At 71.9% G+C, this 20,323-nt stretch carries 15 protein-coding genes; 4 read left to right on the top strand and 11 right to left on the bottom strand.

Features of this window, described 5'->3' with window-relative positions; genetic code table 11:
- Position 1 precedes the first annotated feature (1 nt).
- On the bottom strand, positions 2 to 1,342 hold the full coding sequence (locus DEJ49_RS31325) for a 6-phospho-beta-glucosidase (protein WP_150187224.1): 1,341 nt from the start codon (positions 1,340 to 1,342) through the stop codon (positions 2 to 4).
- 117 nt (positions 1,343 to 1,459) lie between these two features.
- On the opposite strand from DEJ49_RS31325, the gene DEJ49_RS31320 reads away from it, so the two are divergent.
- Positions 1,460 to 2,320, top strand: coding sequence for a hypothetical protein (locus DEJ49_RS31320; protein WP_150187223.1), 861 nt, complete (start codon positions 1,460 to 1,462; stop codon positions 2,318 to 2,320).
- An 8-nt stretch (positions 2,321 to 2,328) separates the two neighbouring features.
- Here the strand turns inward: DEJ49_RS31320 and DEJ49_RS31315 are convergent, their stop codons facing one another.
- The 4 genes from DEJ49_RS31315 to DEJ49_RS31300 all read right to left on the bottom strand — a co-directional run bounded on the left by DEJ49_RS31315 (position 2,329) and on the right by DEJ49_RS31300 (position 5,653).
- Positions 2,329 to 2,820: a thioesterase family protein gene (locus DEJ49_RS31315; protein WP_150187222.1), complete on the bottom strand. Its 492-nt coding sequence runs from the start codon at positions 2,818 to 2,820 to the stop codon at positions 2,329 to 2,331.
- The gene (locus DEJ49_RS31310; protein WP_190329503.1) at positions 2,817 to 3,782 is read right to left on the bottom strand and encodes a 3-hydroxyacyl-CoA dehydrogenase NAD-binding domain-containing protein; all 966 of its coding nucleotides are present in this window, start codon (positions 3,780 to 3,782) and stop codon (positions 2,817 to 2,819) included. Before DEJ49_RS31310 ends, DEJ49_RS31315 begins: the two co-directional genes overlap by 4 nt.
- 31 nt (positions 3,783 to 3,813) lie before the next feature.
- Positions 3,814 to 4,710: a 3-keto-5-aminohexanoate cleavage protein gene (locus DEJ49_RS31305; RefSeq protein ID WP_150187221.1), complete on the bottom strand. Its 897-nt coding sequence runs from the start codon at positions 4,708 to 4,710 to the stop codon at positions 3,814 to 3,816.
- A gap of 82 nt (positions 4,711 to 4,792) precedes the next feature.
- On the bottom strand, positions 4,793 to 5,653 hold the full coding sequence (locus tag DEJ49_RS31300; RefSeq protein WP_150187220.1) for a TetR/AcrR family transcriptional regulator: 861 nt from the start codon (positions 5,651 to 5,653) through the stop codon (positions 4,793 to 4,795).
- 245 nt (positions 5,654 to 5,898) lie between these two features.
- Here DEJ49_RS31300 and DEJ49_RS31295 point away from each other — a divergent pair, with 245 nt between their 5' ends.
- Positions 5,899 to 7,800 (top strand): potassium channel family protein, encoded by a 1,902-nt coding sequence (locus tag DEJ49_RS31295; RefSeq protein WP_150188595.1) that lies wholly within the window; start codon positions 5,899 to 5,901, stop codon positions 7,798 to 7,800.
- Between the two features lie 18 nt (positions 7,801 to 7,818).
- On the opposite strand, the gene DEJ49_RS31290 is transcribed toward DEJ49_RS31295, so the two are convergent.
- From DEJ49_RS31290 to DEJ49_RS31275, 4 genes are all read right to left on the bottom strand, one after another.
- Positions 7,819 to 8,673, bottom strand: coding sequence for a metallophosphoesterase family protein (locus DEJ49_RS31290; RefSeq protein WP_150188594.1), 855 nt, complete (start codon positions 8,671 to 8,673; stop codon positions 7,819 to 7,821).
- Positions 8,674 to 8,711: 38 nt separating this feature from the next.
- A complete protein-coding gene (locus DEJ49_RS31285) occupies positions 8,712 to 10,358 on the bottom strand; it encodes a cytochrome b (RefSeq protein ID WP_150187219.1) in 1,647 nt (548 codons plus the stop codon).
- Positions 10,359 to 10,429: 71 nt separating this feature from the next.
- Complete coding sequence (locus DEJ49_RS31280; RefSeq protein ID WP_150187218.1) at positions 10,430 to 12,334, bottom strand: helix-turn-helix domain-containing protein; 1,905 nt, start codon at positions 12,332 to 12,334, stop codon at positions 10,430 to 10,432.
- A 70-nt stretch (positions 12,335 to 12,404) separates the two neighbouring features.
- The gene (locus DEJ49_RS31275) at positions 12,405 to 13,814 is read right to left on the bottom strand and encodes an MFS transporter (RefSeq protein ID WP_150187217.1); all 1,410 of its coding nucleotides are present in this window, start codon (positions 13,812 to 13,814) and stop codon (positions 12,405 to 12,407) included.
- Between the two features lie 228 nt (positions 13,815 to 14,042).
- Here DEJ49_RS31275 and DEJ49_RS31270 point away from each other — a divergent pair, with 228 nt between their 5' ends.
- Positions 14,043 to 15,695, top strand: a complete 1,653-nt coding sequence (locus DEJ49_RS31270) for a GMC oxidoreductase (RefSeq protein ID WP_150187216.1) — start codon at positions 14,043 to 14,045, stop codon at positions 15,693 to 15,695.
- 37 nt (positions 15,696 to 15,732) lie between these two features.
- On the opposite strand, the gene DEJ49_RS31265 is transcribed toward DEJ49_RS31270, so the two are convergent.
- The gene (locus DEJ49_RS31265) at positions 15,733 to 16,224 is read right to left on the bottom strand and encodes a carboxymuconolactone decarboxylase family protein (protein ID WP_409234350.1); all 492 of its coding nucleotides are present in this window, start codon (positions 16,222 to 16,224) and stop codon (positions 15,733 to 15,735) included.
- Between the two features lie 3 nt (positions 16,225 to 16,227).
- Positions 16,228 to 17,304 (bottom strand): dihydrodipicolinate reductase, encoded by a 1,077-nt coding sequence (locus DEJ49_RS31260; protein ID WP_150187215.1) that lies wholly within the window; start codon positions 17,302 to 17,304, stop codon positions 16,228 to 16,230.
- 112 nt (positions 17,305 to 17,416) lie between these two features.
- On the opposite strand from DEJ49_RS31260, the gene DEJ49_RS31255 reads away from it, so the two are divergent.
- Positions 17,417 to 20,239 (top strand): helix-turn-helix transcriptional regulator, encoded by a 2,823-nt coding sequence (locus DEJ49_RS31255; RefSeq protein ID WP_150187214.1) that lies wholly within the window; start codon positions 17,417 to 17,419, stop codon positions 20,237 to 20,239.
- The last annotated feature ends 84 nt before the right edge of the window (positions 20,240 to 20,323 follow it).

Below are 20,323 nucleotides of genomic sequence, written 5' to 3'. Positions count from 1 at the left end.
ATCATCTCAGGTACGCGAGGCCGGGATGCACCGCCCGGTAGCCGTCGACCAGACGGCGGGCCACCGCCACCGAGTCGACCAGCGGGTGCAGCGCGAACGCCTTGACGGCCGTGGCCGACGCACCGCTGTCCGCCGCCGCGAGCACCTCGCGCTCAACCGCCTTGACCGCACACACCAGACCCGTGGCGTGTCCGGGGAGGGGGGACACCGACATCGGGTGGGCGCCGTTGGCGTCGACGGAGCACGGCACCTCGATGACGGCGTCCGCGTCGAGCGCGGCGAGGGTCGTGCCGTTGCGGACGTTGAGGATCAGGGTCGCCCGTTCGTCGCGTGCGACGGCCCGCATGAGGGCGAGGGCGACCTGTTCGTACCCGCCGGACTCCAGGTCCTGTTCGGCCCGCTCCCCCGCTCCGGCCGCGTCCCTGTTCTCCGCCATGTACGTCGCCTCTCGCTCGGCGCGTGTGGAGTCCCAGGTCTTGAGGGCGGGGGCGTCCGCGCGTTCCATCTCCGCGTAGAACCGGGCCTGTTGGTCGCGGAGGAAGGCCCCGCGGGTCTGCTCGGCCTCCTGGTAGGCGCGTACGGTCTCGCGGTTGAAGTAGTAGTAGTGCAGGTATTCGTTGGGGATCGCGCCGAGCGACTGGAGCCAGTCCGTGCCGAAGAGCCTGCCCTCCTCGAAGGAGCCGAGGAGCGCCGGGTCGGCGAGCAGGCGGGGCAGTTCGTCGCGGCCGCCGAGGTGCAGGCCGCGCAGCCAGCCGAGGTGGTTGAGGCCGACGTAGTCGATGAACGCCTCGTCCGGGTTGCCGCCGAGCACGCGGGCCACCCTGCGGCCGAGGCCCACGGGCGAGTCGCAGATGCCGATGACGCGGTTGCCGAGGTGCCGGGACATGGCCTCGGTGACCAGGCCCGCCGGGTTGGTGAAGTTGATGACCCACGCGTCGGGGGCGAGCCGGGCGACGCGGCGGGCGATGTCGACGGCGACGGGCACGGTGCGCAGGCCGTACGCGATGCCGCCCGCGCCGACCGTCTCCTGGCCGAGGACTCCCTCGGCGAGGGCGACGCGCTCGTCGGCGGCGCGCCCCTCCAGGCCGCCGACACGGATCGCGGAGAACACGAAGTCGGCGCCGCGCAGGGCTTCGTCGAGGTCGGTGGTGGCGGTGACCGTGGGCGCGTCCCGGATACCGGCGGCCTGTTCGGCGAGTACGCGGGTGACGGCGCCGAGCCGCGCCGCGTCCAGGTCGTGCAGGACGACGTCGGTGACGCGGCCCTCGGCACGGTCGCCGAGGAGCGCCCCGTACACGAGCGGCACGCGGAACCCGCCCCCTCCCAGGATTGTCAGCTGCATCTCCGAACCGCCTTCCGTTGGACCGTTATCACCGGGGCTCACGTTACGTACGATGACGCGGCAGCGACTCGACCCCACGTACGTATCCGCGTACGACCCCCACGGAGGTAGCGTCAGATGACCGTCTGGAAGGCATCAACCGCCCTGTTCGGCGCCGTCGCACTGGCGGTGATGACGGGCGGCGGCGCCTCGGCCGCGCCCGCGGCACCCGGTGGCTGGCAGGAGTCGGGCACCTCGCACGTCAACTCCCTGACCGGCAGTCAGGGACTGGCGAGCCGCGCGGACGGCAGCCTCCTCTACAGAGGTCTCGGCTCGATACCCCTCGACCTGCGCGTCAAGGGCTGGGGGCACATAGGCGACCCCGACATCGCGAAGGGCCACACCTTCGACGCCTACCAGGGCGGCGACGACGCGCGGTCGAAGATGTTCGCCGTCACCGCGCCGGACGGCAAGCGGCACCTCTACGAGCACCGGCTCGACGCGGGCGAGAAGCTCAACAACTCCTTCGCGGCCGTCTCCCCCGACGACCAGTGGCTGGTGTCCGGCGAGTGGGGCGACCAGAACCGCCTCCAGGTGTTCCCCGCGCCCCTCCTCAACCCCTCGACCCCGCCGGCCGGCGGCGCGCTCCCCCAGGCCGGGCAGATCACGCTCGACAAGCCGGTGCGCGACATCCAGGGCTGCGACTTCGTCTCCGACACGCGTCTGGTGTGCGCCTCCAACGACGCGTCCAAGGAACTCTGGCCCGAGGACAGGCCGGTGCTCCAGGTCGACCTGGAGCGGAAGCTCGACGGGAAGCCGGTGACCGGCCGCGTCGCGAGCCTCTTCGCCGTCCCGCAGCGCAGCATCTGCTCGGGCTCGTTCGAGACCGAGGGCATCGACTACGACGCCGCGCGCCGCACCCTGCGCGTCGAGGTGGTGCCGCCCGCGCCGTGCCTGGTGACGACGGCGGTGTACGCGTACAAGCCGACGACCGGCTGACCGCAAAGCTAGGTCGTCCGGGGTACCTCGGCGATGGAACGGCCTGCCCAGTCCGGGGCCGGTTCCGTGAGAGCTTCCAGGCGTGCGCGGATCTCCGCGGGGAACGGCACCGCTCGGCCCGCGTTCTGGTCGACGTGGAGTGCGAGCAGTTCCGTCGTGGCCACGGGGGACGCGTCCGGGGCCGGTTCGTCGCCGTCGTCCTCCACCACGTACATCTCGTGCGTGAAGCGTGCCTTCTTCGCGTCCGTGCCCAGCAGACGGGTCCGGACGGCGAGGCGGGCGCCCTCGGAGACGTCGTTCAGGTACCGCACGTGCGCCTCGACCGTGTAGAGGGAGCAGCCGGTGGACTCGCGGTAGCCGGCGTGCAGGCCCGTCTCGATCATCATGGCGTCCGTGGCGTAGCCGAAGACGAGGACGTAGAAGGCCTCGCTCATGTGGCCGTTGTAGTCGATCCACTCGGGACGGACCCGGTGCCGGGCCAGGGGCAGCGACTCGCTCACTTGGTGCCTCCGTTCAGGCGGCCCGTGGCGCGCAGGACGTCGATGACGCCCTGGTCGCGCTCGGCGACGAGGTCCGCGATGGTGCGGCCGTCCGCCGCGTCGTCGCAGCCGACGACCACGGCGTCGTACAGCTTCTTGTCGAGTTCGGGCGCTTCGAGCCGCGTCCACGGGGACTTCAGGGACGGGCCGAAGTGGTCGAGCATGTGGGCCATGCCGCCCTCGCCGCCCGCGAGCGCGAAGGTGAGCATCGGGCCCATGAAAGCCCAGCGCAGGCCGGGGCCCTCGGTGATGGAGTCGTCGATCTCCCGCACGGTGGCCTCGCCGTTGGCGACCATGTGCAGGGCCTCGCGCCACAGGGCTTCCTGGAGGCGGTTGGCGATGAACCCGGGGACTTCGCTCTTCATGGTGATCACGGACTTGCCCGCGACCTCGTAGAAGCGCGACGCCCACGCCACGGCTTCGGCGTCGGTCCGCTCGCCGCCGACGACCTCGACGAGGGGTATCAGGTACGGCGGGTTGAACGGGTGCCCGACGACTAGGCGGCCCGGGGTCGCCGCCTCGGTCTGCATGTCGGTCATCGGGTAGCCGGACGTGGAGGAGGCGATGACGACACCGGCGGGGGCGGCGGCGTCGAGGCGTGCGAGCAGGTCGCGCTTGAGCTCCAGCTTCTCGGGCGCGCTCTCCTGCACGAACTCGGCGTCGGCGACGGCCTCTTCGAGGGTGGCGGTGACGGTGAGGCGGTCCTGCGAGGCGCCGTCGGCGAGCCCGAGCTGGGTGAGGGCGGGCCAGGCGGCCTCGACGAGGCGGCGCAGCTTCCGCTCGGCGTCGGAGGCGGGGTCCCAGGCGGTGACGTCGTAGCCGCGGGCCAGGAAGTGGGCGACCCAGCCGCCGCCGATGACTCCGGCGCCGACACAGGCTACGCGGCGGACTTCTTCGGGGGGTGTAATGGCGTTGCTGCTCATGGTGGTGTCCTCTGTGGGGGGGGCTTCGTTGTCAGGCGCGGGGCTTGAGACCAAGCTTCTGGCGGGCCTCGTCCGGCGTGGCGACGCGCGAGCCAAGGTTCTCCGTGATCTGCACGGCACGCTCGACGAGCTGCGCGTTGGTCGCCTTGTTGCCCTTGCCGAGGTAGAGGTTGTCCTCCAGGCCGACGCGGACCTGGCCGCCGAGCAGGATGGACTGGGCGACCCACGGCATCTGCATGCGGCCGAGCGCGAAGCTGGCCCACTGGGCGCCTTCGGGCAGCATGTTGACCATGGACTGGAGGACGCCCGGGTCGGCGGGCGCACCCCACGGGATGCCCATGCAGAGCTGGAAGACGGTGGGGTTGTCGAGCAGCCCCTCGGCAAGGAGCTGCTTGGCGAACCACAGCTGGCCCGTGTCGAAGATCTCCAGCTCGGGGCGGACGCCGAGCTCCTGGATGCGCTTGGCGCCCTGGCGGAGCATGTCGGGCGTGGAGATGTAGAGGTTGTCGCCGAAGTTGAGGGAGCCGCAGTCCAGGGTGCAGATGTCCGGCAGCAGGTCCTCGACGTGCGGGAGGCGGTCCAGACCGCCGACGAGGTCGGTGCCGGGCAGCTCACCGAGGTCCTGCAGCGGCACGATCGGGTCGATGACGAGGTCGCCGCCCATGCCGGCGGTCAAGTTGATGACGACGTCGGTACCGGTCTCCTTGATGCGCTCGACGACCTCGCGGTACAGGCGCGGGTCGCGGGAGGGCTCGCCGGTCTCGGGGTTGCGTACGTGGATGTGGACGACGGCGGCGCCCGCGTCGGCGGCCTCGACCGCCGAGGTGGCTATCTGCTCGGGGGTGACGGGCACGTGCGGGCTCTTGCGGACGGTGTCGCCCGCGCCGGTCAGGGCGGCGGTGATGATGACGTTGTCGTTCACGGGCATGCGGAACTCTCCCTCGGAGGTCGGGTGTTACGGGGGGCGTTTTCTCACGGTTCGTATGGGCGCGCTGTGCGCGTACGAGGTGTCAGTGCGCGGTCAGCGTCGCGTCGACGTAGGCGATGAGGGACTCGTGCATGTCGTCCGGGCCCGCGCCCGGAGCGTCCGGTGCCGAGGCGAGTACCTGCGTGGCGAGGCCGTCGATCAGCGCGGTCAGGCGCAGCGCGGCCGCTTCGGGGTCGGCGAGCCGGAAGACGCCTTCGGCGATGCCGCGGCGGATGACGTCGGCGACGGTGGTGCGCCACTGCCGGTAGTAGTCGGCGTGCAGCCGGCCCATGGCGGTGGAGCGGGCGGCCTCCGCCCACAGGTCGAGCCAGACGAGCCACTGCCAGCGCTGCTGCGGGGTGCGGGGGATCTGCAGCTCGATGAGCTGACGCAGTTCGTCGGCGGTGTCGGCGGCGTCCGCGACCCGGGCCGCGCGGCGCGCCGTGTCCTCGTCCATGCACCAGCGCACCGCGGCTTCGAGGAGGTCGTCGCGGCCCGGGAAGTGGTAGTGGATGGCGGCGGTGCTGGTGTCGCAGGCCGCGGCGATGTCCTGGACACGGACGGCGTGGAAGCCGCGTTCCGCGATGAGGCGGACGGTCTCGCGGACGATCTGCAGGGGGCGGCCGCCCTCGGGCGCCACGGCACGTTCGCGCCGCGCGGCGGGCTCCGCGGACCGGTCGGCCTCGGCACGCACACCGGCGGCGCCGAGCAGCCAGCCCGCGTCGACCCCGCCGGTGTCCGCGATGCGGGCGAGCTCCGCCGCCGTGAAGCGCCGGGTGCCGCCGAGCGACCGGGACAGCTTGGAGGGGTCCATGACGATGCGGCGGGCGAATTCGCGCTGGGTCACTCCGGCATCGGCGATGACTTTGCGGACGCGGTCCGCCACCTCGGGGTCGTACTCCATGGTCGGCGACCCTACCCGCACGTTGCGACAACCGCAACGCACTGGCGAGAGCCGTCATGAAAACACCTCCTCCGTAAGGCCTCCGGGCACGAATTGTGCTTCTGACTGATGGATCAGTCAGTATTGCCGTGCCGTGCCCCCTCCACGCCTCCAGGAACCGTCGGGCCCGGTGCGGCACTCTTCTGTCTGTGTCGTACGCATCTTCGTTCCCTCCACAGCGTCCTGCGCCGCCCGCCCCCGGCCACATGGTCGTGTGCGGCGGTGACAACGTCCTGGCCCACCGGCTCGCCGCCGAACTCCGCGGTGTCTACGGCGAACAGGTCGTCCTCGTCGTGCCGTCCGGGGGCGGCGAGCCGAGCCGGCCGACGGGCCGGGCCCTGACGACCGCACTGATCGGCCGTATCACCGCCGCGGTGTCACGCACCACCGGAAGCGGAATCGGGAACGGGAACGGCTCCCCGCACGGGAACGGGCACGGCGCCGGCGAAGGCGCCGCCGCCGACCTGCCCCGGACCGTGGAGGCCCCCGAGCTCACCGATGACGTCCTCGTCGACGCGGGCGTCCCGCAGGCCGCCGCGCTCGCCCTCATGCATGACGACGACGAGACCAACATCCGTGCGGCGCTCGCCGCGCGGCGCCTCAACCCCCGTCTCCGCCTGGTGATGCGGCTGTACAACCGCAAGCTCGGCCAGCACGTGGAGGAGCTGCTCGACCAGGCCGCGGCGGTGGCGGGCCTGGCGACGACGGACGCCAGCGTCACCGTCCTGTCCGACGCCGACACCGCGGCGCCCGCCCTCGCGGCCACCGCGGTCGCGGGAACCAGCAAGGTCGTGCACGCCGACGGGCTGCTGCTCCGCGCCGTGGAGCGCACTCCCCCGGCGCCGGGCCAGGTGGCGCCGCGCGGCCTCGCCACCCTCGCGCTGCTCTCGTCCACCGCCAACGACCCGGCGGGCGCGGAGGGTTCGGACGACGCGGGCGCCGGCGCGGGGCCCCGGCTGCTGCCGGACGACGACGCCGTCGCCGCCGCTCCCGGCCGGGGCGCGCTGGTCCTCGAGACGGTCTCGTACTCGGGGTCCGCACCGCCGCCCGGGTTCCTCGCGGGGCGCGGCGTGCCGCTGCGCGAGCTGTTCTCGCGTCGCCTTCGCTGGTCGGTGGCGGGGTTCGCGGCGGCCGTCGTCGGCATGGCCATCGCGTCGATCGTCACCACCGAGGACACCACGCCGCTGCACGCCACGTATCTGACGCTCCTCGACCTGTTCTCGATAAACGATCCGGCGACCGAAGGCCCGATGAGCCGCCAGATCCTCCAGCTCCTCGCGGGTCTGGTCGGACTGCTGCTCCTGCCCATCCTCTTCGCCGCCGTCCTGGAGGCCCTCGGCACCTTCCGCACCGCGTCCTCGCTGCGCCGCCCGCCGCGCGGCCTCTCGGGCCACGTCGTCCTGCTCGGCCTCGGCAAGATCGGTACGCGAGTCCTCGCCCGGCTCCGCGAGCTGGACATCCCCGTGGTGTGCGTGGAGGCCGACCCGGAGGCCCGCGGCATCTCCCTGGCGCGGCGGCTGCGCGTGCCCACCGTGATCGGTGACGTGACGGAGGAAGGCGTCCTCGAGGCGGCGAAGGTGCACCGCGCACACGCGCTCCTCGCGCTGACCAGCGCGGACACGATAAACCTCGAAGCGGCCCTGTACGCACGGTCGGTGAAGCCCGACCTGCGGGTGGCGCTGCGCCTGTACGACGACGAGTTCGCGACCGCCGTCTACCGCACCCTGCGCGCCGCGCACCCCGGCGCCCTCACCCGCAGCCGCAGCGTGTCGGCGCTGGCCGCGCCCGCCTTCGCCGGAGCGATGATGGGCCGCCAGATCCTGGGCGCGCTGCCCGTCGAGCGCTCGGTGCTGCTCTTCGCGGCGCTCGACGTCTCGCTCCAGCCGCAGCTGACGGGCCGCAAGATCTCCGAGGTGTTCCGGCCGGGCGCGTGGCGCGTCGTCGCACTGGAACGCGCGTCGGACCAGGAATCGGGCCTCTCCTCGGGCCTGGAGTGGGAGCTCGACCCGGACTACGTGTTGCACCCCGAGGACCGTGTCGTCCTGGCGGCCACCCGCCAGGGCCTGGCCGAACTCCTCGCCCGCAGACCACTGCCCGCACAGCCCTGACGATCAAAGGACGGGCTCTCAGTCCTTCGCCGGCGGCACCGGAAGAACCTGTCGCAGATGCGGGTCGGGGTGGAAGTCCCTGCGCCACTCGCGGGGATAGCCGACGGACGCCTCGATGTGCGGCACGCCGTCGTGCACGGTGGTGCGCGGGATGTGCAGGTGGCCGTAGACGACCGCGGCCGCCTCGTACTTCACGTGCCAGTCGGCGGAGCGTTCGGTGCCGCACCAGAGGGCGAACTCGGGGTAGCGCAGGATGCGGGTGGGTTCGCGCAGCAGCGGCCAGTGGTTGATGAGGACGGTCGGCAGACCCGCGGGGCGCGCGGCGAGGAGTTCCTCGGTGTGCTTGACGCGGGCGCGGGACCAGTCGTCGCGGGTCGCGTACGGATCGGGGTGCAGGAAGTACTCGTCCGTGCAGACGACGCCCGCCTCGTGGGCGACCTCCAGCGCCTGCTCCTTCGTGTGCGTGCCCTCGGGCCGGAAGGTGTAGTCGTAGAGGAGGAAGAGCGGGGCGACCACGACGGGGCCGCCGGGGCCGTCCCACACGGGGTAGGGGTCCTCGGGCGTCGCGATGCCCAACCCGCGGCAGAACGCGACGATGTGCTGGTACCGCTCCTCTCCGCGCAGCTGGACCGGGTCGTCCTTCGGCGTCCACAGTTCGTGGTTGCCCGGCGACCACACCACCTTGGCGAAGCGCCCGGCGAGCGTGCGCAGCGCCCACTCGATGTCGGCCATGCGCTCGGCGACGTCGCCCGCCACGATCAGCCAGTCCCCGTCCGACTGCGGCCGTATCGTCTCGACGTACGTCCTGTTCTCCGCGTACGCCACATGCAGGTCGCTGATCGCGAGCAGCTTCGGAGTGTTCTCGGATGCCATCACGCTGCGAGGCTAACCGAGGCGGCGCGGCGGCGCCCTCAGTGGTGATCGCCCTCCCCTCGCTGGACCGCCAGGAACTCTTCCGGTGTCGCCTTCGGGACCTGTGCCTTGGGGCCGTACATGGCGCGGGCCAGGCGGGCCCGGAGGCGTTCGGCGGGGCGGACCTTGCGGGTGACGCCGTTGGCGTCGACGACGGGACCCAACTCGTAGGGGCGGGGCTGCTCGTGGGCGGTGAGGCGGTACAGCTCGGACTGCGGGAGGCGTTCGTGGATCTCGACGTACTCGCCGTGCGGGAGGCGTCGGATCGTGCCGGTCTCCCTGCCGTGCACGACCTTCTCGTGGTCCTTGCGCTGCAGGCCGAGGCAGATCCGGTGCGTGACGAGGAAGGCGAGGGCGGGCACGACGAAGGCGCCGATGCGCACGAACCACGTGACGCCGTTGATGGAGAGGTGGAAGTGGGTGACCCACAGGTCGTTGCCGCCGCCGACCATGAGGACGCCGAACAGCGCGAGCCAGGCGACGCCGAGGCCGGTGCGCACGGGCGCGTTGCGCGGCCGGTCCGCGATGTGGTGTTCCCGCCGGTCGCCCTTGACCCAGGACTCGATGAACGGGTAGACGCCGATGGCGAGGAGGATCGCCGGGAACAGCATGAAGGGGATGAAGACGCCCAGGTTGAGCGTGTGACCCCAGGCGTTGATCTCCCATCCCGGCATCACCCGGATCAGCCCCTCGGAGAACCCCAGGTACCAGTCGGGCTGGGCGCCGGTGGAGACCAGGTCGGGGCGGTAGGGGCCCATCAGCCAGACCGGGTTGATGGTGGCGACCGCGCCCATGATCGCGAGGACGCCGAAGACGAGGAAGAAGAAGCCGCCGGCCTTGGCGATGTAGACGGGCAGGAGCGGCGCCCCGACCACGTTCTTCTCGGTCTTGCCGGGCCCGGCGAACTGGGTGTGCTTGTGGTAGAAGACCAGGATCAGGTGGACGACGACGAGTCCCAGCATGATGCCCGGGAGCAGCAGGATGTGGATCGGGTAGAGCCGCGGAATGATGTCCTCGCCCGGGAACTCCCCGCCGAAGAGGAAGAAGGAGAGGTACGTCCCGATGACGGGGGTGGCGAGGATGGCGCCCTGCGCGAAGCGGATGCCGGTGCCGGAGAGCATGTCGTCGGGGAGCGAGTAGCCGGTCAGGCCGGTGATGATGCCGAGGAACAGCAGCGTCCAGCCGAACATCCAGTTGAGTTCGCGCGGCTTGCGGAACGCGCCGGTGAAGAACACCCGCATCATGTGCACGAGCATCCCGGCGACGAAGACGAGCGCGGCCCAGTGGTGGATCTGCCGGATGAGGAGGCCGCCGCGCACCTCCATGCTGATGTCCACCGTGGATTCGTACGCCCGGGTCATCTGGATGCCCTTGAGCGGTACGTACACCCCGTCGTACGTCACTTCGGACATGCTCGGGTCGAAGAAGAGGGTCAGATAGGTGCCGGTCAGGATGAGGATGATGAAGCTGTAGAGGCAGATCTCCCCGAACATGAACGACCAGTGGTCGGGGAAGATCTTGCGCATCTGGCTCTTGGCCAGGGTGTTGATGCCGAGTCTTCCGTCCGCCCAGTCGGCGATCCGCTCCCCTTTGCCGGGCCGTGGAGGTCGTGCAGTCGTCCCGGTGCGCTCGATGCGTCCGCTCATGCGACTCCCTTTCAGGCGGTTCCAGGGTAGGTCGCATGGGTGACGGATCCAACAGCCGGGAATGTGACAACTCACCCGGGTGGCGTCAACCGATGCAGTCTCAGGGCGAGTTGGATCTCCAGGGTGCGGGCGGGGGTGTTCCAGTCGTCGCCGAGGAGCCGCGCCACGCGTTCGAGGCGCTGCACCACGGTGTTCACGTGGACGTGCAGCGCCGTCTTGGCCCTGGTGAGGCTGCGGTCCTGCCCGAAGTACGCCTCCAGAGTGCGCACGAGCTCCGTGCCGCGTTCGGCGTCGTAGTCGAGGAGGGGGCCGAGTGTCGCTCTGACGTAGCCGCCGAGGTCGGCCTGTTCGCCGATGAGCAGTCCGACGAAGCCGAGGTCGGCGAGGGCCGCGCCGTGTCCGGTGTGGCCGAGGGCGCGCAGCGCGGAGAGGCAGCGCAGGGCTTCGGCGTGTGCGGCGGGCAGTCCGGCGGGTCCGGTGGCGGGGCCCGCGGCGCCGACGGTGACCGGGGCGCCGACGGTCTGGCCGAGCGCCGCGGCGATGTCGGCGGCGTCGGCGCCCGGGGTGAGGGCCGGGGTCACGATGACCACGTTGTCGTGGTGGAGTCCGGCGAGGCCGCTGTGGGTGCGGGCGGCGCGGTGGGCGGCGGCGAGCAGCCGGGGCCGGGGCGCGCTCTCGCTGTGGGCGACGAACACGCCGTGGGGCCGGTCGAGCCGGACGCCGAGGCGGCGGGCGCGGCCGGTCAGTCCCGCGGGGTCGCCGGAGGGGGCGAGCAGGTCGCCGAGGAGTTCGCCGCGTACGCGGTCCTCGGTCTCGGCGACGGACCTGCGGAGCAGCAGGAGCAGGGCCGTGACGATGCTCGCCCGCTCGAAGAGGCGCCGGTCGGTGTCGGCGAGTTCGGGGCGTCCGGTGAGGGCGATGCTGCCGAGGAGTTCGGGTCCGGCGAGGACGGCGCACACCCAGGTGCCGTCCTGCGGTACGGCGCGTCCGCTGGCGCGGGACGCGGCGACGGCGGGTGCGGGCGGCGGCAGCGGGTCGGTGCCGGTGCGGGCGAGTTCGACGCCGTCCGCGTCGTGGATGAGGGCGCCGCCGTCGAGGAGCGCGGCGATGCCGTCGGCGACCTCGTCGGCGCCGCCGCCGCGCAGCACGAGGTCGGTGAGCTGGTCGTGGGCCTGTTCGGCGCGGCGCATGGCCCTGCTGTGCGCGCGGATGGTCTCGGTGGCGGCGTTGAGGTCGACGAGCGCGGCGCGGGTCTCCTCCAGGAGGCGGGCGCCGTCGATGGCTATGGCGGCGTGGTCGGCGAGGGAGGAGAGCAGCACGATCTCCTCCGTGGCGAATTCGCGGGCGGCGCGGTCGGCGGCGTACAGCACGCCGATGACGCGCGACCCGAGGCGCAGCGGCACCCCGAGGATGGCCCGCAGCCCTTCCTGGAGGACGGCGCTGTCGATGGCGTCGGTGTGATGGAAGCGGGGGTCCTGCTGGTAGTCGTGGGTGACGTAGGGGCGGGCGGTCTGGGCCACGAGCCCGCCGAGCCCTTCGCCCATGCCGAGCCGCAGCTGCTGGAAGGCGGCCGCGACGCTGCCGTCGGTCACGCGCATGTAGGTGTCGCCCGCGGTCTCGTCGTTGAGCGAGAGGTACGTGACGTCGGTGCCGAGGAGCAGTTTGGCGCGCCGCACGATGGCGCGGAGCACGGCGTCGGGGTCGCGGAGTGCGGCGAGGTCGCTCGCGGTGTCGAACAGGGCGGTGAGCTCGGCCTCGCGGCGGCGGTGCGTACCGAGGGTGTGGTGGATGCGCAGCGCGACGTCGGTGGCCTCCTCAAGGACGGCGAGATCCTCGGTGGAGGCACCGGCCTCGCGGGCGCGGGCGGCGGGGCGCGCGAACTCCTCGGCGGGCGCGCCCCGGTCGAGCAGGTCGAGCAGTCCGCGCAGCCCGGCCTGGGGTTCGGCGTGGCCCGCGCCCTGGGTGGTGGGAAGCATGGGGCGATGGTCTCCCGGCGGGGTGGGTGCGGTCGATGGCCTGCTCGGGATGCGGCGCAGGCGGGTGGGGTCAGCTGTTGAGGGGGACGGTGCCCTCGCGCTGCGGTGCCGGGGCCGGTGCGGGGTCCGCGGTCTCGTCCGCCGCGAGGTCGCGCCCCCTCGTCTCCCTGGCGAAGTGCACGGTGACGGCGGTGACGACGGCCGCCGCGCTCATGTAGAGGGCGACGGGGAGCGCCGAGTCGTAGTCCTTGAGGAGTTCCACGGCGATGATCGGGGCGAGCGCGCCGCCGATGATCGAGGCGAGCTGGGAGCCCATCGACGCGCCCGAGTAGCGGACCTTGGTGTCGAAGAGCTCGGAGATGAACGCGGCCTGCGGTCCGTACATCGCGCCGTGGAAGAGCAGCCCGACGGTGACGGCGAGCGCGATGACGGGGAACGAGCGCGAGTCGATGAGGGTGAAGAACGCGAAGGCCCAGCCGGCCATGCCGAGCGCGCCGACGATGGTCACCGGGCGGCGCCCGACGCGGTCGGAGAGCGCGCCCCACAGCGGGATCGTGACGAAGTGGAACGCGGATCCGATGAGCACCGCGTTGAGCGCGTCGCTCTTCGGCAGGTCGAGGTGGACGGTGACGTAGACGAGGACGAAGGCCGTGAGGATGTAGTACGAGATGTTCTCGCCGAACCGGGTGCCGATCGCGGTGAGCACTTCGCGCCAGCTTTTGCGGAACACCTCGACAACGGGCGGCTTCTCCTGCGCCCCCGCGGCGGCCGCCGCCTCGGCCTTGCGCTGCGCCTCCAGGAAGACCGGCGACTCGGTCACGGAGATCCGTATCCACAGGCCGATCATCACGAGCACCCCGGAGAGCAGGAACGGCACCCGCCAGCCCCACGCGAGGAAGGCCTCCTCGGACTGGACGGCGGCGAGGAGCGCGAGGACGCCGGTGGCGAGGAGGTTGCCGCCGGGGGCGCCCGCCTGCGGCCAGGACGCCCAGAAACCGCGGCTCTTGTCGCCGCCGTGCTCGGAGACGAGGAGGACGGCGCCGCCCCACTCGCCGCCGAGGGCGAAGCCCTGGACCAGGCGCAACACGGTGAGCAGGACGGGCGCGCCGACGCCGATGGTCGCGTGGGTGGGGAGGAGGCCCATCGCGAAGGTGGCGCCGCCCATCATCAGCAGGCTGATGACGAGGAGCTTCTTGCGGCCCATCCGGTCGCCGTAGTGGCCGAAGACGACGCCGCCCAGGGGGCGTGCCGCGAAGCCCACCGCGTAGGTGAGGAAGGAGAGCAGCGTGCCGACCAGGGGGTCGCTGGACGGGAAGAAGAGGCTGTTGAAGACCAGCGCGGCGGCCGAGCCGTAGAGGAAGAAGTCGTACCACTCGATGGTGGTGCCGACGAGGCTCGCGGCCACGATGCGGACGATGCCGGCGCGGGCGGGCGGGGCGGTTCCTTGCGGGGTTCCTTGCGAGGTTCCTTGCGACGCCATGTGCACCACTTCCAGGAGTTCTGCGGGGACGCTTCCGTACCGGCACAAGGTAGGAAACCGCAGATCAGTGGCGTATATGGCGGAGCACCATGGTTGTGCGCCCGGTGGTGTGACCGGACACCACGCGGGGTGCAAGATCGGACAGAAGTTACTTTTTGGTATGGCGTGACTTCCCACGCGGGCCGCAGTAGAACTCGTTTCGATTCAGCCAAGAGTGAGGAAGGTCACATGAGCCCTACACCCAAGCGTAGCCCCGCTTCTGACGGCCTGTCACGTCGAAGATTTGTCGCAGGAACAAGTTCTATTCTCGGCGCCGCCGCCCTCGCGGGCCACGTCACCTCCCAGGCCCACGCCAGGACGGCCGCGCCCACCGCGTCCGCCCCCGTCGCCGACGGCGCCCATGTCCCCGCCCTCGTGATCGGCTCCGGATACGGCGGCTCCGTCGCCGCGCTGCGGCTCGCCGAGGCGGGCGTCGACGTCCACCTGATCGAGATGGGCAAGGCCTGGGACACCCCGGGATCCGACGGCAAGATCTTCGCCAACACCACCAGCCCGGACATCCGCTCCTACTGGCTCCGGACCAAGACCAAGCAGCCCATCAGCAACTTCCTGGGCTTCCCGCTCGACAAGAACGTCCCCCGCCACACCGGCATCCTGGACGCCGAGGAGTTCGGCGGCATCATCGTCTACCAGGGCCGGGGCGTCGGCGGCGGCTCACTCGTCAATGGCGGCATGGCGGTCACGCCGCGGCGCGAGAACTTCGGCGCGGTGCTGCCCACGGTCGACGCGGGCGAGATGTACGGCACCTACTACCCGCGCGCCAACGCGGGCCTGGGCGTGGCCACCATCGACCCGGACTGGTTCGAGACCGCCGAGTGCTACCAGTACGCGCGCGTCGGCCGCAAGCACGCCCAGCGCTCCGGCTTCGGGTTCGTCTTCGTGCCCGACGTCTACGACTGGGACTACATGGAGAAGGAGCAGGCCGGCACCGTCCCCAAGTCCGCGCTCGCCGGTGAGATCCTCTACGGCAACAACCACGGCAAGAAGTCCCTCCAGCAGACCTACCTCGCGCGGGCCAAGGCGACAGGACGGGTCACCATCTCGCCGCTGCACAGGGTCACTTCGGTCACCCCGGCCGGCGGTGGCGGCTACACGGTCACCATCGACCAGATCGACACCGAGGGCACCACCACCGCCACCAAGTCCGTGACGGCCGACAAGGTGTTCTTCGCCGCGGGCAGCGTCGGCACCAGCAAGCTCCTGGTCAAGCTGAAGGCCACCGGTGCGCTCTCCCGTCTCAACGGCGAGATCGGGAAGGGCTGGGGCGACAACGGGAACGTCATGTGCGGCCGCGCGAACCACATGTGGGACGCGACCGGCAAGCTCCAGTCGTCCATCCCCACCGCCGGCATCGACAACTGGGCCGCGGGCGGTGCCTTCGCGGAGGTCGCGCCCCTGCCCACCGGCATCGAGACGTACGCCTCGTTCTACCTGTCGATCACCAAGAACCCGCACCGCGCCGAGTTCACCTGGAACGCCGCGGCGCAGCGGGCCGAACTGAACTGGCAGACCGCCTGGAAGCAACCGTCGATCGACGCCGCGAAGACGATCTTCGACAAGATCAACGCGAAGGAGGGCACGATCTACCGGACCGACCTCTTCGGCACGTACAAGATCTGGGGCGACCACCTCACGTACCACCCGCTGGGCGGCGCGGTGCTCGGCAAGGCCACCGACAACTACGGGCGACTACAGGGCTATTCGGGGCTCTACGTCATCGACGGCGCCCTGATCCCCGGCAACACCAGCGTCAACCCGTTCGTCACGATCACGGCGCTCGCCGAACGCAACATCGAGAAGATCATCGCGACCGACCTGTGAACGCTCCCGCACTTCATGAGCGCCGTTCCGCACGCGGTCAGGGTTTGGGCAGCACGCACACCGTGTCGAGGCCGAGCACGTGATTGAGCCGGCCGAACGCGAGCCACGACCCGATGCTCATGCTCAGTTCGACGATCTCGGCCTGGCTGTAGTGCGCGGTCATCCGCGCCCAGAACGCGTCGTCCAGGTGGTGATGGTCCAGGGCGTACCGCTCGGCGTACTCCGCGGCCAGCCTCGTGCGGTCGTCGAAGGAGTCGGTGGTGCGCCACTGGGTCACGGCGTCCTCGAAACCGTCCTCGACCTTCTGCCCGTCGCGCTCGGTGCGCCAGTCCAGGCAGAAGACACAGCCGTTGATCTGGGCGATCCGCAGCCGCGCGGCCTCGAACTCACGCAGGCCGAGGGTGGTATGGGCGTACACCGCGAGCGAGAAGTTGGACGCCGCGGCGCCGATCCCGGGGACCATGTCGCCCCACACATAGGGGATGGCGTCCTCGCCCTCGGGGATGTCGATGCGCAGGGAACCACTCATGGGTCACTTCCTTCCCAGTCGGCCGGCTGCCGGTCGCAGCGGGACGTCGAGCGCGTCGTAGAGCCCGGGGTCGGCGGCCACGAGCCAGTCGACGGCGTTCACCAGGCGGCCCACGGCCGTCGCGTTGCCGCCCGCGGAACGGTTCTCGTCCTCGTCGGTGGCCTCGACGGTGACCTCGATGCGCGGCCGGCCCTCGACGATCACGCGGTGGGCGCCGTCGCCGCCGTCGGGCGGGACCGGCCAGTCCGGGGCGCAGGACGGATGGATGCGGGTGACGTGCTCGATGACGATGCGCGGCTCGCCCCCGACGATGCCCTGCACCTCGAAGCGCACCGCGCCCTGCGTGCCCGCGGCGAACTCCCCCATCGTCCGTGTCCGCACCGCGGTGTCGAGCGCCCGCCGGTCCAACGTCTCGCGTATCTCGTCGAGTTGTACGTCGAGGGCCCGCGCCATCAGCCGGATCTGTCCGCCCCACACCATGGTCGGAACGGAGGGCGCGAGCATCAGCGGCTCGTACTCCATGGGGTGCCCCATGCCGATCAGATGGCGGACCGAGTCCTCCTGGTCGTACGTCGAGTAGTCGAAGATCTCCTGGCAGCGGATCGCGTCGACGGTGGAGCCGAGGCCGCTGACCAGCAGCGGAAGGATGTCGTTGCCCCAGCCGGGGTCGACGCCGGAGACGAACAGCGAGCCCCCGCCGTCGGCGACGGCCGCGAGCACCGGGTCCCTGAACTCCGGGGGCGCGCTGCGCTGGTCGTAGAGCGGGTACAGCGCGGGCGTGACGACGACGGCGCCGGACCGCACCGCCCTGACGACATCGGCGAGCGCCTCGTCGGGGCGCAGATCACCGGAGGCCGCGTACACGACGGCCCGCGGCCGGCCGGCGAGGACCGCCTCGACATCGTCGGTCGCGGGCACGCCCAACGCCCTTGCCAGACCGGCCAGTTCACCGGCGTCACGGCCCACCTTCTCCGGGCTGTGCACCAGTACGGCCGCGAGGGACAGCTCCGGATGGGCCTCGACGGCGCGCACGGCCGCACGGCCGACGTTGCCGGTGCCCCAGACCACCGTGGGAATCATGCGCGGAGGGTAGCGAGGGGCGTCGACGGTTGACAGAGGCGCGGCCCGACAAGAAAAGATATGTTCCCTTCCGCGCCGTTCCGAAGTCGCGTACCGCCGGTACGCTTTATGCATGCTCCTGGGGCGTTCCGCGGAATGCGCTCGTCTTCTCGCCCTCATCGACAAGGCACGCGGGGGCGAGAGCGGCGCCCTGCTCATCCGCGGGGAAGCCGGGATCGGCAAGACCAGCCTCGTCGGTTACGTCGCCGAGCAGGCCGACGACCTGCTGCGGCTCGGCACGCGCGGCGTCGAGGTCGAGTCCGACCTGCCGTACGTGGGCCTCGCCGATCTGCTCCGCCCCGTCCTGCACGCCCTCGACCGCATACCGGAGCGGCAGGGCGCCGCGCTGACCGGCGCGCTCGCGCTCGGACCCGCCGTCGCCCAGGACCGCTTCGCGGTGGCCGCCGGCACGCTCAGCCTGCTCGGCGCGCTCGCCGAGGAGGGCCCGGTCCTGGTCACCGTCGACGACGCGCAGTGGCTCGACCCGTACTCCCTGGACGCGCTCGCCTTCGCCACCCGCAGGCTCAGCCGCGAGGGCGTCGTCGTCCTGTTCACCGCCCGCGACGAGCAGGAGGAGGCGATGTCGCGGCTCGCCTCCGTCGAGACGTTCACGCTCACGGGGCTCGACGCGGAGTCCGCGCACCGGCTGATCGCCGAGAAGGGCACCGCCGAACTCACCGCCCAGGAGGCGGACCGGCTGCTCGCCGAGGCCCGCGGCAACCCCCTCGCCCTGATCGAACTCCCCGCGCTCCTCGCGGGCAGCGGCGCGGGCGACGACGCGGGCGACGGGTCCGGGGCGCCCCTGCCCATCGGCGAGATGCTGGCCCACACCTTCGGCAGCGCGGTGGCCCGGCTGCCCGCCGAGGCGCAGGACGCGATGCTGCTCCTCGCCGTCCTCGGCACCCGCCCGCTGGCGGGCACGGAGGCGGCGCTGCGCGCGCACGGCCTCAGTTACGAGTCGCTGGAGGCCGCGGAGGACGCGGGCCTGGTCGTCGAGGAACGCGACGGATACGCCTTCCGGCACCCGCTCGTGCGCTCGGCGGTCTACCACGGCGCGACCCCCGTGCGCAGGCGCCGCGCCCACCACGCCATCGCCCGCTCCCTGCAAGGAGCGACGGCCCCGGCCCTCGAACAGTACGCATGGCACCTCGCCGCCTCGGGCGCCGAACCCGACGAGCACGTGGCGTCCCTCCTTGAGAACGCCGCGTCCGGCGCCCCCGAGACCCTCGCCTACCCCCTTGCGTCCCGGCTGTACGAGCGGGCCGCGCGCTTCACCCCGGAGGGGCAGCGCAAGGCGGAGCGGCTGCTGTGCGCGGCCCGCGCCTCACAGGCCGCGGGCTCCCTCAACGAAGCGGCGGCGATCCTCGACCGCGCCCTGGAACACGCAGAACAGCTCGGCACCCAGCTCGACATCCGTCAGCTCCGCTGCTACCTGGACGTACAGCGCGGCCGTCCGACGCGCTCGCGCGAACTGCTCAAATCGGCCGTCGACGAGGCGGAGAAGGTCGACCCGGCGCTCGCCGCGGTCATGCTCGGCGGCATCGCGCTCACCGAGCTCGCGGTCGGCGACCTCACCGCGGCCCGCGGCACCTCCGCCGCGGCCATGGAACTCGCCGACTCCGCGCACGAGACGCTGCTTCCGGTACGTCTCCTGCGCACCCTGGTGCTGCTGCTCGGCGGCGACGCGGAAGCGGGCCGCGCACTCCTGCGCGAACTGGCGGAACCCCTCGCCTCCCCCGACCCCGCCTTCCCCTACCCGCTCGCCGGGGTGGGCGGCCTGTGCCACCTCGCCGCCGAGGAACTCGACGAGGCACACGGCATGCTGGACCGCGCCGCGTACACGGCACGCGGCTCCAGCGCGGTAGGTCTCCTCTCCCACCTCCTGTGCACGTTGTCCGTCGTCGAGTTCTGGCGGGGCCGCTGGACGCCGTCGCTCGCCCACGCCGACGAGGCGGTGCGGCTCGCGGAGGCCAGCGGGCAGCTGATCGAGGTGTCGCGCGGGCTCGCCGCCCTGGTCAAGACCGAGGCGGCGCTGAACCGCGAGGAGGACTGCCGGCGGCACGCCGCGAAGGCGATGGAGTGGGCGGGCTCCACGGAGCTGCCGATGGACGCGGCGCGGGCGCTCGGCGGCCTCGGCCTCCTGGAGCTGGGCCTCGGCCGTTTCGAGGAGGCGGTCCACCACCTCGAGGAGGTACGGGCGTTCTCGCAGCGCCACGGTCGGGGCGACGGCCTCTACCTCACCTGGGCGGCGGACCTCGCGGACGCGTACGTCCATCTGCGCAGGACCGACGAGGCGCGTGACGTCCTGGACGTCCTGGAGTACGAGGCGGGCCGCGGCCACCGACCGGTGACAGCGGGAGCGGCGGCGCGCTGCCGGGGCCTGCTCGAACCGGGTGACCCGGAGGCGGCGTCGCGGCACATGCGGCGCTCCCTCGCGCTGCTCTCCGAGCGTCCGGTGCCGTTCGAGCGGGGGCGGACCGAGTTCGCGTGGGGCGAGCAGCTGCGCAGGCAGGGCAGGCGCAGCGAGGCGCGGCGCCTCCTGGAGCGGGCCCTCGCCACGTTCGAGCGGCTCGGGGCGACGGGCTGGGCGGCACGGGTGGCGGCCGAGCTGCACGCGGCGGGCGGCACGGAGGTGCGCCCCGAGCGCGCGCCGCTGGAACGCCTCACCCCGCAGGAGCTGCAGGTCGCGCTGGTGGTCGGCCGGGGCCTGACCAACCACGAGGTGGCCGAACGCCTCTTCCTGAGCGTCAAGACGGTCGAGTTCCACCTGAGCAACATCTACCGCAAGCTCGACGGGGTGCACCGCAGGGCCCAACTGGTCCGCCTGCTCGCCCAGGCGTCGGAGGGGCCGGAGACGGCGGGGGTGTCCGGGGCTGCGGGGGCGTCTGGCGGCTGACCGTTCCGGGGGAGGGTCGGGGTTCTGGGTGGCAAGATCACCGGCGCTGGCATGCTGGGCCTCGAACCCAGCGGAAAGGCCCCG

It is taken from the genome of Streptomyces venezuelae (assembly GCF_008642335.1).
GTDB classification, from domain to species: Bacteria; Actinomycetota; Actinomycetes; order Streptomycetales; family Streptomycetaceae; genus Streptomyces; species Streptomyces venezuelae_F.
The sequence above is the reverse complement of the archived record's forward strand: the minus strand, read 5'-3'. Positions and strand labels throughout refer to the sequence as shown.